Consider the following 15,922-nt stretch of genomic DNA (forward strand, 5'->3'; position numbering starts at 1 on the left):
GCCGCAGTGGGCGTAGGCGGTGCCGGCGACGGTGCCGGTGGCCGGGCAGCTGTTCTTGAGGACCTTGTAGTCCTCGATGCCGGCTTCGTAGGTGCCGGGGGCGGCGCCGGTGGCGGTGCCGCCGGGTGCGTCCTGGGTGACGCCGGTCCAGCCGCGGCCGTAGAAGCCGATGCCGAGCAGCATCTTGGAGGCGGGGACGCCCTGGGCCTTCAGCTTGGTGATGGCGTCGGCGGAGCTGAAGCCGGCCTTCGGGATGCCGTTGTACGAGGTGAGCGGGGAGTGCGGGGCGGTCGGGCCCTTGGCGTCCCAGGCGCCGAAGAAGTCGTACGTCATCACGTTGTACCAGTCCAGGGACTGGGCGGCGCCGGCGTAGTCGGCGGCGTCGATCTTGCCGCCGTCGGAGCCGTCGGCGGTGATGGCGGCCGTGACGAGGTTGTTGCTGCCGAACTTCGAGCGCAGCGCGGTGGTGAGGCCCTTGAGCGCGGCGGGGCCGCTGGTGTCGCAGGTCAGGCCGCAGGCGTTGGGGTACTCCCAGTCGATGTCGATGCCGTCGAAGACATCGGCCCAGCGCGGGTCCTCCACCAGGTTGTAGCAGGACTCGGCGAACGCGGCCGGGTTCTTCGCGGCCTCACCGAAGCCACCGGACCAGGTCCAGCCGCCGAACGACCAGATGACCTTCAGGTCCGGGTGCAGCTTCTTCAGCTTGCGCAGCTGGTTGAAGTTGCCGCGCAGATCCTGGTCCCAGGTGTCCGCCACACCGTCGACGGACTGGTCGGCGGTGTACGCCTTCTCGTAGTCGGCGTACGAGTCGCCGATCGCGCACTTGCCGCCGGTGACGTTGCCGAAGGCGTAGTTGATGTGCGTGAGCTTGTCGGCCGAGCCGGACGTCTCGATGTTCCTGACGTGGTAATTGCGGCCGTATACACCCCAGTTGGTGAAGTATCCGACCACCTTGCCGCCGGCCGCCGTGGGGGTGGCGCCGACGGAGGCGGGGGCCGCTGCTCGCGTGGTGGGGGGAGTGCCGGCCGACGCGGTGCCCGCGACACCCAGCAGGGTGGCGCCGAGGGCGGCGGTACAGGCGGCTGCGGCGAGCGCCCGGAAGCGGGCGTGTGGACGATGCAGTCCGAACATCTTGTCTCCTCGTGGGGGAGGGAACTTGCTTGTGGGGGCTGACGGTCGGCCGTCGCGTGTACTTGGCATGAACGCGCAGAGACCGTTCCGCTGGGAACCGTAGATGGACTAGACCAGTCGGGTCAATGGTTCGGACCAACTCCGGTGATCGTTCCGCCCGGTGCCGAGTAGCCCGGTCACCCCGTGACGGATATCGTCCGATCGGGCATACTCAAGCCGCCACAGCCGCTGGCCAGCAGCTCTCGTAATCCGAGGGGGGCGGCGTCGGCTGGACAGCAGTGCTTTTCCGGGCTCCGCCCGGAAGCCCCCGGCGGCGCCGCCCACACCCCTCGCGCGCGACCGTCGCAACGCCCGACAGGGAGGAGAGCGCCGTCATGACCGACCGTGCTTCGCAATTGGTGGAACGCCGTCTGCCCACCGAGGAGTCCAGGCAACTCGTCGCGCTCGTCCGCGACATCGCCCAGCGCGAGATCGCGCCCGGGGCGGCCGAGGAGGAGGAAGCGGGCCGGTTCCCGCGCGAAGTCTTCACACTGCTCTCCGACTCCGGACTGCTGGGACTGCCCTACGACTCCGCGTACGGCGGTGGCGACCAGCCGTACGAGGTCTACCTCCAGGTCCTCGAAGAGCTCGCGGCCGCCCGGCTCACCGTCGGCCTCGGCGTCAGCGTCCATTCCCTCGCCTGCCACGCGGTCGCCGGATACGGCACCAAGGAGCAGCGGGCCGAACACCTCCCGGCGATGCTGGGAGGCGGCCTGCTGGGCGCCTACTGCCTCTCGGAGCCCGCCGCGGGCTCCGATGCCGCCTCGCTCCGCACGAAGGCCGTACGCGACGGCGACGACTGGGTCGTCACCGGCACCAAGGCGTGGATCACCCACGGCGGCATCGCCGACTTCTACACGGTCCTGGCCCGCACCGGAGCCGAGGGCGCCCGCGGCATCACCGCGTTCCTGGTCCCCGGCGACGCCGAGGGGCTCAACGCGGCCGCCCCCGAGAAGAAGATGGGCATGAAGGGCTCGCCCACCGCCCAGCTGAACTTCGACGGCGTACGGGTGTCCGACGCGCGCCGGATCGGCGAAGAGGGCCAGGGCTTCGCGATCGCCCTGTCCGCACTCGACTCCGGGCGCCTGGGCATCGCCGCCTGCGCGATCGGCGTCGCCCAGGCCGCCCTGGGCGAGGCCGTCGGCTACGCCTCCGGAAGGCAGCAATTCGGCCGCCCCATCGCGGACTTCCAGGGGCTGCGCTTCATGCTCGCCGACATGGCCACCCAGATCGAGGCGGGTCGCGCGCTCTACCTGGAGGCCGCCCGGCTCCGCGACGAGGGCAAGCCCTTCTCGCGCCAGGCGGCCATGGCCAAGCTGTTCTGCACGGACACGGCCATGCGGGTCACCGTCGACGCCGTCCAGGTGCTCGGCGGCTACGGCTACACCCTCGACTTCCCCGTCGAGCGGCTGATGCGCGAGGCCAAGGTGCTGCAGATCGTCGAGGGCACCAATCAGATCCAGCGGATGGTCATCGCACGCCACCTCGCGGGTCCTGAGTCACGCTGACCCGCAGCGGCCGGTCCGACCACACGGGCGTCGCCATGATCCGGTTCCACTCCTGGTCATGGCGGCCCGGCAGGGTGCGGTCGGCGCTCTCCCAATGGCGCAGCAACGCCCGGTAGATGGGCGGATCGGTGGAGTGCGGCACCGGTCGCGGCACCGAACGGGGAGGCACGGGCTGGGGCACCGGTCGCGAACCGGGCTGCGGAACCGATTCTTCGGCGGTGGGAGCGGCGAGGCGGCGGCGGCCGGGACCGGCCGTTGAGTGCAGCAGGGTCATGCCTGGCCAACGGCGCCGGGCGGGCCCTGGTCACTGTCCGGCCGAATCGAGAGCCCGTTCGCCCCGTCCCCGGGCGGCAGGCGGTCCTCAGCGGGCACCACGCGGCCGGGCCGTCGTGGTGCGGGCGCAGATGGGCTGTGGGGCCCGGATGTGTGTCCGGGCCGGTCCCGCGCGCACGCGGGAGCGGCTGTCAGGCGGCGTCGCGCCGCATCCGCAGCGGGCGCGAGCCGGGGCCGCCGGCGTGCGAGAACGGCTGCATTCTCCAGTCCAGCCCCTGAGGGAGCGTCAACAGCAGGCCCGTCTCCTGCTCCTGGGCGTCGAGCGAATCGTCGGCGGGCCGCGACTGCGACGCCGCGCGGCCCGTACCGGCGCAGACGGTCAGCACGAACGGATTCCACGGCGTCGGGCACAGCGCGTGCTCCGGCAGCACCTCCTCGCCCGCCAGCAGCGCGATCGGCTGCGCGCAGTCCGGGCAGATCACCCGGTACATCTCGAAGGTGTCGTACGCGTCGGGAGCGGTGTCCTCGACGGGCGCAGCATCCTCGACGGGATCCGGTTCGGTACGTCCGGTGAGCTTCAGGCTCTGCATGGGAAATTCCCCCCTCAGGTGGGCCGACCAGGCGACAGGGCCTCGACCACAGCAAGCACTTCCCGTCGTGCGACGGCCGTAACCGCCAGGTGGCCCGCTACCCACCCGTAAACCTGTGGCATTCGTCACATGCCTGCCGCAGGGGCCCCTTCCGGAGCTCCTGCCGCTGTGCCTGGAGGGACCTGGGGCAATAGGTTGATCCGTATGGAGGAGCTGGACCGACAGATCGTGGAGTTGCTCGTCAAGGACGGGCGGATGAGCTACACCGACCTGGGCAAGGCCACGGGCCTGTCCACATCGGCCGTTCATCAGCGTGTCCGCAGGCTGGAGCAGCGCGGGGTGATCCGGGGCTACGCCGCGGTCGTCGACCCCGAGGCCGTCGGCCTGCCGCTCACCGCGTTCATCTCGGTGAAACCCTTCGACCCGAGCGCGCCGGACGACATCGCCGAGCGGCTCGCGGACGTCCCTGAGCTGGAGGCGTGCCACAGCGTCGCGGGTGACGAGAACTACATCCTCAAGGTCCGCGTCGCCACGCCGCTGGAGCTGGAGCACCTGCTCACCCGGATCCGCTCGCTCGCCGGTGTCTCCACCCGGACCACGGTGGTGCTGTCCACGCCGTACGAGGCCCGGCCGCCACGGATCTGAGGGGGCCGGGGACCGCGCGGCTCCCCGCAGGCGCGAGACTGGTCCCATGACCGAGAGCACCGCCCCCCAGAGCGAACACCGCACCGTGCTGCTGCGCGGTGGAGACGTCCACAGCCCCGCCGACCCCTTCGCCACCGCCATGGTGGTCGAACGCGGCCATGTCGCCTGGGTGGGCTCGGAAGGGGCCGCCGACGCCTTCGCGAGCGGCGTCGACGAAGTGATCGACCTCGACGGTGCGCTGGTCACCCCCGCGTTCACCGACGCCCACGTCCACACCACTTCGACCGGCCTGGCCCTCACCGGCCTCGACCTGTCCGGCGCCCGGACCCTCGACGAGGCGCTCGGCCTGCTGCGCGCGTACGTGGCCGCCCACCCCGAGGACCGGGTCGTCCTCGGCCACGGCTGGGACGCCACGCGCTGGCCGGAGCAGCGCCCCCCGTCGCGCGGCGAGCTCGACGCGGCGGCCGGAGGACGGCCGGCCTACCTGCCCCGGATCGATGTGCACTCCGCCGTCGTCACCACCGCCCTGCTCGACCTGGTCCCCGGCGTCACCGGGCTGACCGGCTACCACCCCGACGCCCCGCTGACCGGCGCGGCCCACCACGCGGTCCGCTCCGCGGCCCACGGCGCCGTCTCGCCGCGGCAGCGTGCCGACGCCCAGCGCGCCGCCCTGCGGCACGCCGCGTCGCTCGGCATCGGCACCGTCCACGAGTGCGGCGGCCCCGACATCTCCGACGAGGAGGACTTCGCCGCACTGCTGAAGCTCGCCGCCGCTCAGAGCGGACCGCGGGTCTTCGGCTACTGGGCCGAGCAGGTCGCCGACGAGAAGGACGCCCGTCGGATCAGGGAGCTCGGCGCCGTCGGAGCGGCCGGGGACCTCTTCGTGGACGGCTCGCTCGGCTCGCACACCGCCTGCCTGCACGAGCCGTACGCCGACGGGCCGGCCGGAGACACGGGCACCGCCCACCTGGACGCGGCGCAGATCGCAGCCCATGTCACCGCGTGCACCGAGGCGGGGCTGCAGGCCGGCTTCCACGCCATCGGGGACGCGGCGGTCTCCGCCGTGGTGGAAGGGGTCCGGGCCGCCGCCGAGACGCTCGGCCTGCCCCGGATCCGGGGCGCCCGGCACCGGGTCGAGCACGCCGAGATGCTCACCCCCGAGACTGTCGCCGCGTTCGCGGAGCTGGGTCTGACCGCCTCCGTCCAGCCCGCCTTCGACGCGGCCTGGGGCGGCGAGGAGGGCATGTACGCACAGCGGCTCGGCGTCGAGCGGGCCAGGTCCCTCAACCCGTACGCGGCGCTCCTGCGGGCCGGCGTGCCCCTGGCCTTCGGCTCCGACAGCCCGGTGACCCCGCTCGACCCGTGGGGCACCGTACGGGCCGCCGCCTTCCACCGCACGTCCGAACACCGGATCTCCGTACGGGCGGGCTTCACCGCCCACACCCGGGGCGGCTGGCGGGCCATCGGCCGCGACGACGCGGGGATCCTGGTGCCCGGCGCCCCGGCCGACTACGCGGTCTGGCGCACCGCTGACCTGGTGGTCCAGGCCCCGGACGACCGGGTCGCCCGCTGGTCCACCGACCCCCGGTCGGGGACGCCCGGCCTGCCCGATCTCACCCCCGGCGCCGAGCTGCCGGTCTGCCTGAGGACCGTGGTCTTCGGACAAACTGTCTATGCGCGGCCGAACGAGTGACGTGCGGACATTTCGCATCGTCGCCGATAGTGGTCCCCGCTCCGCCGCGACCTGCGGATCTTCGCTACTGACCAGGCAAGTTTCGTAAATATTGCAGGTCAGACGGCTATTGACAGAACGCGCCCACCGGCCGGTAGGTTCGGCCGAGTCCACCACAGGACGTCCGACCGGTTGAACCTCCACGCATGTCGTCGAACGCCGCTGGGTCATGGGGAGGTGTGCCGCACCGGCACACCGTCACTGACAGCCAGGTTCAGCGTCCGCGCCTCGGGGGCGAGGGAAGGTTTCATCCGGACGGCGGTGCGACCCGGGTGGGGCCCGGACGTTCAGTAGACAACGGCTCTAGGTCGACCCGCAGCCAGCGGGTCCCAGGTCGGCCCGAAGGGCGCTGGGCCCCCATCCGTAGCCCCCGTCCGCGTGCGCACCCGGGTTTCTGTCCGCACTTCCGTCCTTCTGTCCCCGGCGCCGAACAGCCCCGTCCGACCGTGTCGGCGATGGGTCCCCGTCCGCTGGATATGGTGTGCACCTGCGTACGGACTTAAGGGGCAGTAAGTGAACGACGGCGGTCAGCGGCGGTACGGCCCGCTCGGCAGAATCCTGGTGATCATTCCGACCTACAACGAGGCCGAGAACATCAAGCCGATCGTCAGCCGGGTGCGCGCCGCTGTGCCGGACGCCGACATCCTGGTCGCCGATGACAACAGCCCGGACGGCACCGGCAAGATCGCCGACGAGATCGCCTCCGGGGACAGCCAGGTCCAGGTGCTGCACCGCAAGGGCAAGGAAGGGCTCGGCGCCGCCTACCTCGCGGGATTCCGCTGGGGCACCGAACACGGCTACGGCGTGCTCGTGGAGATGGATGCCGACGGCTCCCACCAGCCCGAGGAACTGCCCAGGCTGCTCACCGCGCTCAAGGGCGCCGACCTGGTGCTCGGCTCCCGCTGGGTGCCGGGCGGGCGCGTGGTCAACTGGCCGAAGTCCCGCGAAATGATCTCCCGCGGCGGCAGCACCTACTCCCGGCTCCTCCTCGGGCTGCGGACCAGGGACGTCACCGGCGGCTACCGGGCCTTCCGCGCCGAGACCCTGGACGGCATCGGCCTCGACCAGGTCGCCTCGCAGGGCTACTGCTTCCAGGTCGACCTGGCCCGCCGGGCCGTCGAGGCCGGCTATCACGTCGTCGAGGTCCCGATCACCTTCGTCGACCGGGAGATCGGCGACTCGAAGATGAGCCGCGACATCCTGGTCGAGGCGCTCTGGCGGGTCACCTCCTGGGGCGTCACCTCCCGTACGAACCGGGTCCTGGGCCGCAAGGAGCTCTGATCCGCCGGGCCCGCCGCCGACGGCGGCGGGGCATCGGGGCAGCCGCCCATGATCACCCCCTTGTGCCGTTCGGACGGCCGTACGGGCACACTGGGGACCATGACGACCGGCACACCGCCCCCGACCGCCCCCAAGCGCTCCCGCGCCCGTACTCTCGTCCCCCTCGCCATCGCCGCCTGGGCGGTGCTGGAGATCTGGCTGCTCACCGTCGTGGCCGATGCGGCGGGCGGGTTCACCGTGCTGCTGCTCCTGGCGGCGGGCATCGTGCTCGGGGCCGCCGTGATGAAGCGGGCCGGCCGCCGGGCCTTCCGCAACCTCACCGAGACCCTCCAGCAGATGCCGGGGCAGCCCGGGGCGGCCGCCGCCCCGCCGGCCACCGGCTCAAGCGGCAGGGGCAACGGCTTCCTGATGCTCGGCGGGCTGCTGCTGATGATCCCGGGCATCGTCTCGGACGTCGCGGGGCTTCTGCTGCTGGTGCCGCCGGTCCGCTCGTGGCTCGGCCGGTACGCGGAGCGGTCGCTGGAGCGCCGGATGCGTGCCGCGAGCCCTGGCAGCCTCTCCGACGCCTTCCAGCAGGCCCGCATCCACCGGCCGGACGGAAAAGTCGTGCAGGGTGAGGTCATCCGCGAGGAGGGCGCACGGCCCGGCGCACGCCCCGACGAGGGCCCGCGGCCACCGCTGACGTCCTGAGCGGGCGGGAGCGCCCGTCGCGCTGCGACGGAGCACACCACGAAAGAGCCGCGGGCCGTGACACACAGTCGGTGTCACGGCCCGCGGCTCTGTCGTACTGCGGTGTTACGCGGTCGGTCAGGCGGACTTCCTGCTGTCCCGCGGGTGCACGGCGATGTTCATGGCTCCGGAGCGCAGGACCGCCAGCCTCTCGGCGAGCACTTCCTCCAGCTCCTCGCGTGTGCGCCGCTCCATGAGCATGTCCCAGTGCGTACGCGCAGGCTTGCCCTTCTTCTCCTCGGGGCCATCCCCGTCCACCAGGAGTGCCATGGCGCCGCACGCCTTGCACTCCCACTCCGGCGGAATTTCCGCCTCTACCGAGAACGGCATCTCAAATCGATGTCCGTTCTGGCATGCGTACTCCACCGCCTGGCGCGGGGCCAGATCGATGCCGCGGTCCGTCTCGTAGCTGGTAACCACGAGTCGCGTGCCGCGGAGAGCTCGCTCACTCATGAATCGTGCCTCCCGGGCTTGTCGCCCACAGGACAGGTGTCGCTGTCGTCGTCATCCGGTCAACGTCCGGTCGGCGGTAAAGATTCCCGTTGCCGGTCATGCGTCGCCCGTCGTGCCGCTGCTTTTTCAGGTTTCCCAGGGTTCCAAGTACCCAGCGATGCCCGGTTTGTCACATCTGGCGGAAGTTGTCACCCAACGCTTTGGCTTCTTCCGCTCGCAGTAACGGTCCTCCGGACAGGCCAAAGGCGTACACTACCGGCCTTTCACTTCAACGTCTAAATCCGTTCCGGTACGGGATTGCCCGCGGCCGCCACGGCCCGCCGGATCGGCACCCTCGCGAGCAGCACGGAACCGACCACGAAGAAGATCACCAACGAGATGATCGCATCCCGGTAGCTGCCGGTCAGCTGATACGCGAGTCCGAACACCAGCGGCCCCAGCCAGCTCAGCCCGCGGTCGCTCATCTCGTACGCGGAGAAGTACTCGGCCTCCTTGCCACGCGGCACCAGATGGGAGAAGAGCGAGCGCGACAGTGCCTGGCTGCCGCCCAGCACCAGGCCGATCGCCGACGCCAGTACATAGAAGAAGACCGGCGCTCCGGCAGGCAGGAAAAATCCGGCGACGAGAATCAGCGTCCAGACGACGAGCGAGCCGAGGATCGTGCGCTTCGCACCGTACGACCGCGCCAGCCGGCCCATCCCCAGCGCTCCGGCCACCGCGAGCACCTGCACCAGCAGCACCGCCGTGATCAGGGTGGTCTGGTCGAGGCCCAGCTCCTCCGAGCCGTACACCGAGGCCTGGGAGATCACCGTCTGCACACCGTCGTTGTAGACGAGGTACGCCAGCAGGAAGGAGAGCGTCAGCGGATGGCGGCGCATGTCGCGCAGGGTGGCCATCAGCTGCCGCCAGCCCGAACCGACCGCCCCCTCGCCGCCTGCCGTCACGCGCCGGTCGCGCAGCCGGCGCAGCGGCACCAGCGTGAAGGCGCCCCACCACAGGCCGGCCGAGGCGAGACAGATCCGTACCGCGTCGGACTGGGAGAGGCCGAAGGAGTCGTGGCCCGTGTACAGGACCAGGTTCAGGACCAGGACGAGCGCGCCCGAGGTGTAGCCGAAGGCCCAGCCGCGCGAGGAGACCGCGTCCCGTTCCTCCGGCTCGGCGATCTGCGGCAGATACGCGTTGTAGAGCACCATCGAGACCGAGATCGCGGCGTTCGCCACGATCAGCAGGAAGGCGCCCAGCAGATAGCGGTGGCCGTCCAGGAAGAACATGCCGGTGGTCGCTGTCGCCCCGGCGTAGGCGGCGGCCGCGAGCAGCGGCTTCTTGCGCCCCGTACGGTCCGCGGCGGCGCCCACGATCGGCATCACGATCACCGCGACCACCACGGACACGGAGACCGCGTAGGCGAACAGTGACCCGGCGCGGACCGGAATGCCGAGCGGGTGCACAAAGCCGTCGGCGTCGGCGGCCGCCTTGGCTATCGAGGTGAGATAGGGGCCGATGAAGACCGTCAGGACGCTCGTCGAGTAGACGGAGCAGGCGAAGTCGTAGAAATACCAGCCGCGTTGTTCACTTCTGCGGCTCGCGGCAGCGGCGGAATCCGCAGTCGGTTCCGTCGGTTCAGCGGTTTCCGCGGTCTCGGCGCTCAACCCGCACCCCCTCGTCTCTCCCCGTGAAGACCTGGCACGGCCGGCGTCAGGCCCAGGCCCCCCGCTCGCTCAACACCGTGCGCAGCGTCTCGATGTGATCGGTCATGATGCCATCCACACCGAGATCGAGGAGCGCTGCCATCCGCTCGGGCTCGTTCACGGTCCAGACGTGCACCTGGAGCCCCCGCGCGTGCGCCTCGCGCACGAAGCGCCGGTCGACCACCCGGACGCCGTTCTGGCTCTCCGGCACCTGCGCGCACACCGCGCCCGCCCGCAGCGCGGCCGGGATCCCATAGGAGCGCAGCCGCAGCCCGAGCACCCCCCGGACGCCGTAGGAGGTGGCGAGCCGGGGGCCCGCCAGCCGGTGCGCCCTGGCGACCCGGGCCTCCGAGAACGAGCCGACGCACACCCGGTCCCAGGCGTCCGTGCGGCGGATCAGCTCGACCAGCGGGACCAGCGCGGACGCGGCCTTGATGTCGACGTTCCAGCGGGCCCCGGGGAACGTCTCCAGCAGCTCCTCGAACAGCGGCAGCGGCTCCCGGCCCGCCACTCTGGCCCGTCGCACCTCGCTCCACGGCAGCTCGGCTATCCGGCCGCGGGCGTCCGTCACCCGGTCCAGGGTGGCGTCGTGGAAGGCGACCAGGCGGCCGTCCGAGGTGGTGTGCACATCGGTCTCGAAGTAGCGGTACCCGGCGTGGGCGGCCCGGCGGAACGCGGCCGTGGTGTTCTCGATCCCGTCCGCCGCACCGCCTCGGTGGGCGAACGCGATCGTCGCGGGATGGTCCAGATAGGGGTGGCGTACGGAGGTCACTGCGGAAGTATGGCCTGCTCCGGTGTCCGGGGGGTGACGGTGGTGTCGCCGTTGTCCGCCGCGGGCGCGACGGCGTCCTCCCCGCCGGTCCCGGTCTCCCCGTCGTTGCCGCTTCCCGCCACGGGCTTCCCGCCGACCGCGAAGGAGCGCAGGAAGAACTGGGCGAGCGGGCCGATGGCCAGGGCGTACACGACCGTACCCGCCCCGAGGGTGCCGCCGAGCAGGAAGCCGGTCGCCACGACCGCCACCTCGATCAGCGTCCGCACCAGCCGGATGGAGCGGCCGGTGCGCAGATGCAGTCCGGTCATCAGCCCGTCGCGGGGCCCCGGGCCGAACCGCGCCGCGATGTACAGCCCCGTGGCGACGCCGTTGACCACGACCCCCGCGGCCATCACGGCGGACTGCGCGGCGAGGCCGTGCACGTCGGGTACGAGCGCGAGCGTGCCGTCCATGGCTATGCCGACGGCGAAGACATTGGAGACGGTGCCCAGGCCCGGACGCTGCCTGAGCGGTATCCACAGCAGAAGGACGGCGGCGCCGACGATGATCGAGACGACCCCGATGGACAGTCCGGAGCGCTCGGCGAGCCCCTGATGCAGCACGCCCCAGGGTTCGAGCCCCAGACCGGCGCGGACCAGGAGCGCGGAGCTGGCTCCGTACAGTGCGAGACCGGCGTACAGCTGGATCAGGCGACGGGTGAGGTGAGCCCCGCGAGGGGCGGTGCCGTTGGACAAGAGATGCCCCCTGGTGTGGTGATGGTGGACTGCCGCATGTCACTCTGTGGCAGGGGATTGGCTGCCAACTATGGCCAATCCGAGGAAGGTGGACTGATTTCCATGGCTCAGTGGACTTCGGCGGTGGGCGCGGCGCAGCTCGCCCGGCAGCTCCAGGCCCAACAGCCCCGGCCCGCCGGACCGGGCGCCCGCAGGCCGCCCGCCTATCGTGCGCTGGCCGACGGGATCCGTCTGCTCGTCCTCGAAGGCCGGGTGCCGGTCGCCGCCAGGCTCCCTGCCGAACGCGAGCTGGCCCTCGCCCTCTCCGTCAGCCGCACCACCGTCGCCGCCGCGTACGAGGCGCTGCGGACCGAGGGGTTCCTGGAGTCCCGCCGGGGAGCCGGCAGCTGGACCGCCGTGCCCGCCGGGAACCCGCTGCCCGCACGCGGTCTGGAGCCGCTGCCCCCGGAGTCCCTCGGCTCGATGATCGACCTGGGCTGCGCCTCGCTGCCCGCCCCGGAGCCGTGGCTGACCCGGGCGGTCCAGGGCGCCGTCGAGGAGCTCGCGCCGTACGCCCACACCCACGGCGACTACCCCGCCGGGCTGCCCGCGCTGCGGCAGATGATCGCCGACCGCTACACCGGACGCGGCATCCCGACCATGCCCGAACAGATCATGGTCACCACCGGTGCGATGGGCGCGATCGACGCGATCTGCCATCTCTTCGCGGGCCGCGGCGAGCGGATCGCGGTGGAGTCCCCGAGCTATGCCAACATCCTGCAGCTGATGCGGGAGGCGGGTGCCCGGCTGGTGCCGGTGGCGATGGAGGAGGGGCTCGGCGGCTGGGACATGAACCGGTGGCGGCAGGTGCTGCGGGACGCGGCGCCGCGGCTCGCCTACGTCGTCGCCGACTTCCACAATCCCACCGGAGCGCTGGCCGACGAGGACCGGCGGCGTGCGCTGGTGGACGCGGCGCGTTCCGCCGGTACGGTCCTGGTCGTCGACGAGACCATGAACGAGCTCTGCCTCGACCCCGATGTGCGGATGCCGCGCCGGGTCTGCGCCTTCGATCCGGCGGGCTCCACCGTGATCACGGTCGGATCGGCGAGCAAGGCATTCTGGGCGGGCATGCGGATCGGCTGGGTGCGCGCCGCCCCGGACGTGATCCGCAGCCTGGTCGCCGCCCGCGCCTATGCCGACATGGGCACACCCGTCCTCGAGCAGCTCGCCGTGAACTGGCTCATGCGCACCGGCGGCTGGGAGGAGGCCGTGCAGGTCCGGCGCGAGCAGGCGCGGGAGAACCGGGACGCGCTCGTCGCCGCGGTCCGCCGGGAGCTGCCCGACTGGGAGTTCTCCGTTCCGCTCGGCGGCCTGACGCTCTGGGTGCGGACCGGCGGCCTCTCCGGCTCCCGGCTGGCGGTGGCCGGGGAGCGGGTCGGCGTACGCGTCCCGTCCGGTCCCCGGTTCGGGGTCGACGGCGCCTTCGAGGGGTACGTACGGCTGCCGTTCACGGTCGCGGGGCCGGTCGCGGACGAGGCGGCGGTACGGCTCGCGGCGGCGGCGCAGCTGGTCGGTTCGGGGGCGGCCGCAGGGGCCGAGGCGCCGCGGACGTTCGTCGCCTGACCCGGAAACGGGTGCGGGGTGGGGGACCGCCGGTCCCTCACCCCGCGGGCACGTGCGTTCAGTCGGTGACCGCCATGCCGTCGGCCGCCACGGTCACGGAGCGCGGCAGCACCGGCTCCGGGACGCCCGATGCGGCCGGCACGGCCGCCTCGACGACCGGCTCCTGCCGCTCGGGGAGCAGCCCGAGGACCGCCTGCCGCTCCGCCTCGCCGGTCGCCTCGTCGTACGGATCGGGCGTGGCCGGGACCTGCAGCCGGAGCACCGGACCGGTGCCGAGCCGCGCGTATCCGCGGCCGGGCGGGACATCGGCGGCCGGGGTGGTGTGCGGCTCGGTGCCGAGCACCGACTCCACCTGCTCGCGGGAGCAGTGACCGAGCACGACCCGGGCCCGGCAGTGCGTGCGCACGGTCTCGCCGAGGGTGTCCAGGCCGTCGAACTGATCGGTCAGCACCACGGTCACGTTGGCCGCCCTGCCGTGCCGCAGCGGCACCTGGAGCAGCTCCTGCGGATCGCGCCTGCCGTCGGCGGCGGCCAGATGGCCGAGGACACCGGGCCGGTCCAGCAGGATCCAGAGCGGGCGCCTGATGTCGTCGGGCACGGGGTGGCCGGCCTGCCGCGCGCGGTTCGCGGCGATCAGCCGCCGCTCCGTCTCGTGGGCGGCCCACTCCAGGGTCGTCAGTGCGCCGGCCGGCCCGCACTCCACGGCCAGCACGCCGTCCCGCCCGGTCAGGCAGGCGTACTCGCCGGTCCCGCCGCCTTCGACGATCAGGATGTCGCCGTGCTGGAGCGCCTGCAGGGCGATGGAGCGCATCAGGGTGGTGGTGCCGCTGCCGGGCTGGCCGATCACCAGCAGGTGCGGCTCGGTGGAGCGGGCGCCGGTGCGCCAGACGACCGGTGGGGCGTCGCGGGTGGTGTCGCCGTCGTGCACCGGAACGGTGCGCTGCACCGCGTCGCCGTCGGTGAAGCCCAGTACGGTCTCGCCGGGGGCGGTGACGAAGCGCTGGGCGCCGATCGAGGTGGGCAGGGCGCCGAGGACACTCATGACGAGCCGGTTGCCCTCCTCGTCCCAGGCGAAGTGGTATTCGCGGCCGCGGCCGGACTTGGCGTGCAGCAGCCGCTCGATCCGGGCACGGGAGGCGGCCTCGCTGTCGGTGAAGTAGGCGGGGTACGTCACCTGGAGACGGGTCAGCCGTCCGTCGCCGTCGAATTCGTAACCGCTGAAGGCCTTCTCCCAGTCGCCGCCGTGGGAGAAGAGCGGTCCGGGGTCCTCAGCCACCGAGAAGTACGGCACGAGCGCCTCGTACAGCGAGCGCAGCCGTGCGGTCTCGGCCTCGTCGGGGCCGGTCTTCACGGGTGTCCGCTCCCGCCCCGTCCAGGCGGCCGCGCCCATCACCGTGACGAGGGCGATCAGACCCCCGTACGGCATGAGCGCGAACGCGAGTACGCAGGCCGCGACGAGGAACAGCGTGGGGCCACGCTTGTCCTTGGGCGTCGCGGCCCACTTCTGCCGTCCGGCTCCGGCCAGCAGCCGCAGACCACGAGTGATCGTGATCAGCGGATGGAGGACGTCCGTGGCGTTGTCGGCGGCCGTGCGCGCGAACTCGCGACTGCGAGTGATCGAGGCGCTGCCGCTGCTCAGAATGCGGGGGAGTGGTCGCCGGGCCACGTCGGTCTCCTGACGGGGTGGGAGCGGTCGCGGAGGGTCAGAACTTGATCCCGCCCAGGAGGCCGGCGAGACTCGCGCCGCCCGCGGTGATACTCGGTGCGATGGCGGTGCCTGCCAGATAGAAGCCGAACAGGGCAGTGACGAGGGCGTGCGAGGCCTTGAGGCCGTCCTTCCTGAAGAACAGGAAGACGATGATGCCGAGGATGACGACGCCTGACATGGACAGGATCATGAGTGGTTCTCCTGGTTGGGGGGACAGTCACCATGAGTCCTTCCAGGTTCACCGGAAGTATCTATACGATAAAAGCTGCAATTGGGTGAAAAGTCGTTATTTTCACTCGAATGGCCGCCCGGGTGATCCCGGTGAGGTGGAACATCCGGTGTCGCGTACTGTTCCGCGGCACCATTCGTGATCCTTTGCCACGGGTGGGCCGGGTCAAGTGCCCGGCCGGGCAGTACCCTGTCGGTTCACTCGTACGGCCCCCACGGCGTACGTCGCGGCAGGTCGACAGTGGTGAAACCGGTTGATGGAAGGCGGTCCGTCCGATGAGCGAAACACCCGATCCCGAGGTGGTCGAGCTGGCGACGAAGGTCTTCGACCTCGCCCGCCGAGGTGAGACCGACGCGCTCGCCGCGTACGTCGACGCCGGTGTCCCCGCCAACCTCACGAACGACCGGGGCGATTCGCTGCTGATGCTCGCCGCCTACCACGGGCACGCCGCCGCAGTCACGGCCCTCGTCGGCCGCGGCGCCGACCCGGACCGGGCCAACGACCGCGGGCAGACGCCGCTCGCCGGTGCCGTCTTCAAGGGCGAGGACGCGGTGATCGAGGCGCTGCTCTCCGCAGGGGCCGATCCGGCCGCCGGAACGCCCTCCGCCCTCGACACCGCTCGCATGTTCGGCAAGGCCGACCTGCTGGAACTCTTCGGCTCCCGCTGACCGGGTACGCCGTAAATGTGGTCGCGGTGGCGAAATGGCTGGGTCATCATGACGTCGCGGGCCCGGCTCCGGGCCACCGACGAGAGGCAGAGGAAGATGGTCTACACCAAGCAGAAGACGGCGGTCGGCCGATCATGTTG

15 protein-coding genes are annotated in these 15,922 nt (G+C 71.7%); 7 read left to right on the forward strand and 8 right to left on the reverse strand.

The window, feature by feature from the left end; genetic code table 11:
* Window positions 1-1,131, reverse strand: a 1,131-nt coding sequence (locus BT364_RS35645) for a glycoside hydrolase family 18 protein (RefSeq protein ID WP_072489336.1), incomplete at its 3' end; no start/stop codon positions are given.
* A 374-nt stretch (window positions 1,132-1,505) separates the two neighbouring features.
* Between BT364_RS35645 and BT364_RS35650 the strand changes: the two genes are divergently transcribed.
* Window positions 1,506-2,678 (forward strand): acyl-CoA dehydrogenase family protein, encoded by a 1,173-nt coding sequence (locus BT364_RS35650; RefSeq protein WP_072489337.1) that lies wholly within the window; start codon window positions 1,506-1,508, stop codon window positions 2,676-2,678.
* A 464-nt stretch (window positions 2,679-3,142) separates the two neighbouring features.
* On the opposite strand, the gene BT364_RS35660 is transcribed toward BT364_RS35650, so the two are convergent.
* Window positions 3,143-3,541 (reverse strand): hypothetical protein, encoded by a 399-nt coding sequence (locus BT364_RS35660; RefSeq protein ID WP_072489339.1) that lies wholly within the window; start codon window positions 3,539-3,541, stop codon window positions 3,143-3,145.
* Window positions 3,542-3,745: 204 nt separating this feature from the next.
* On the opposite strand from BT364_RS35660, the gene BT364_RS35665 reads away from it, so the two are divergent.
* The 4 genes from BT364_RS35665 to fxsA all read left to right on the forward strand — a co-directional run bounded on the left by BT364_RS35665 (window position 3,746) and on the right by fxsA (window position 7,889).
* Window positions 3,746-4,186 carry an Lrp/AsnC family transcriptional regulator gene (locus tag BT364_RS35665; RefSeq protein WP_072489340.1) on the forward strand — a complete coding sequence of 147 codons (441 nt, stop codon included), beginning with the start codon at window positions 3,746-3,748 and terminating at the stop codon, window positions 4,184-4,186.
* 46 nt (window positions 4,187-4,232) lie between these two features.
* Window positions 4,233-5,879 (forward strand): amidohydrolase, encoded by a 1,647-nt coding sequence (locus tag BT364_RS35670; RefSeq protein WP_072489341.1) that lies wholly within the window; start codon window positions 4,233-4,235, stop codon window positions 5,877-5,879.
* Window positions 5,880-6,431: 552 nt separating this feature from the next.
* The gene (locus tag BT364_RS35675) at window positions 6,432-7,199 is read left to right on the forward strand and encodes a polyprenol monophosphomannose synthase (protein ID WP_072489342.1); all 768 of its coding nucleotides are present in this window, start codon (window positions 6,432-6,434) and stop codon (window positions 7,197-7,199) included.
* Between the two features lie 99 nt (window positions 7,200-7,298).
* Window positions 7,299-7,889, forward strand: coding sequence for an FxsA family membrane protein (fxsA, locus tag BT364_RS35680; protein ID WP_072489368.1), 591 nt, complete (start codon window positions 7,299-7,301; stop codon window positions 7,887-7,889).
* 117 nt (window positions 7,890-8,006) lie between these two features.
* Here fxsA and BT364_RS35685 read toward each other — a convergent pair whose 3' ends face one another.
* The 4 genes from BT364_RS35685 to yczE form a co-directional block, all read right to left on the reverse strand.
* Window positions 8,007-8,381, reverse strand: coding sequence for an RNA polymerase-binding protein RbpA (locus tag BT364_RS35685; protein ID WP_007262928.1), 375 nt, complete (start codon window positions 8,379-8,381; stop codon window positions 8,007-8,009).
* Between the two features lie 275 nt (window positions 8,382-8,656).
* A complete protein-coding gene (locus tag BT364_RS35690) occupies window positions 8,657-10,030 on the reverse strand; it encodes an MFS transporter (protein ID WP_072489343.1) in 1,374 nt (457 codons plus the stop codon).
* Window positions 10,031-10,076: 46 nt separating this feature from the next.
* Entirely contained in the window at window positions 10,077-10,841 is a 765-nt protein-coding gene (locus BT364_RS35695) for a glycerophosphodiester phosphodiesterase family protein (protein ID WP_072489344.1), read from the reverse strand.
* Window positions 10,838-11,575, reverse strand: a complete 738-nt coding sequence (gene yczE / locus BT364_RS35700; RefSeq protein ID WP_072489345.1) for a membrane protein YczE — start codon at window positions 11,573-11,575, stop codon at window positions 10,838-10,840. Before yczE ends, BT364_RS35695 begins: the two co-directional genes overlap by 4 nt.
* A gap of 102 nt (window positions 11,576-11,677) precedes the next feature.
* Here yczE and BT364_RS35705 point away from each other — a divergent pair, with 102 nt between their 5' ends.
* On the forward strand, window positions 11,678-13,177 hold the full coding sequence (locus tag BT364_RS35705; protein WP_072489346.1) for an SCO1417 family PLP biosynthesis transcription factor: 1,500 nt from the start codon (window positions 11,678-11,680) through the stop codon (window positions 13,175-13,177).
* A gap of 58 nt (window positions 13,178-13,235) precedes the next feature.
* Here BT364_RS35705 and BT364_RS35710 read toward each other — a convergent pair whose 3' ends face one another.
* The gene (locus BT364_RS35710) at window positions 13,236-14,843 is read right to left on the reverse strand and encodes an ATP-binding protein (protein WP_072489347.1); all 1,608 of its coding nucleotides are present in this window, start codon (window positions 14,841-14,843) and stop codon (window positions 13,236-13,238) included.
* Window positions 14,844-14,880: 37 nt separating this feature from the next.
* Entirely contained in the window at window positions 14,881-15,075 is a 195-nt protein-coding gene (locus tag BT364_RS35715; RefSeq protein WP_018103962.1) for a hypothetical protein, read from the reverse strand.
* Window positions 15,076-15,389: 314 nt separating this feature from the next.
* On the opposite strand from BT364_RS35715, the gene BT364_RS35720 reads away from it, so the two are divergent.
* Complete coding sequence (locus BT364_RS35720; RefSeq protein WP_072489348.1) at window positions 15,390-15,782, forward strand: ankyrin repeat domain-containing protein; 393 nt, start codon at window positions 15,390-15,392, stop codon at window positions 15,780-15,782.
* Window positions 15,783-15,922 lie beyond the last annotated feature (140 nt).

Origin of the sequence: Streptomyces atratus, assembly GCF_900119365.1 — a bacterium.
Taxonomy (GTDB): Bacteria; Actinomycetota; Actinomycetes; order Streptomycetales; family Streptomycetaceae; genus Streptomyces; species Streptomyces atratus_B.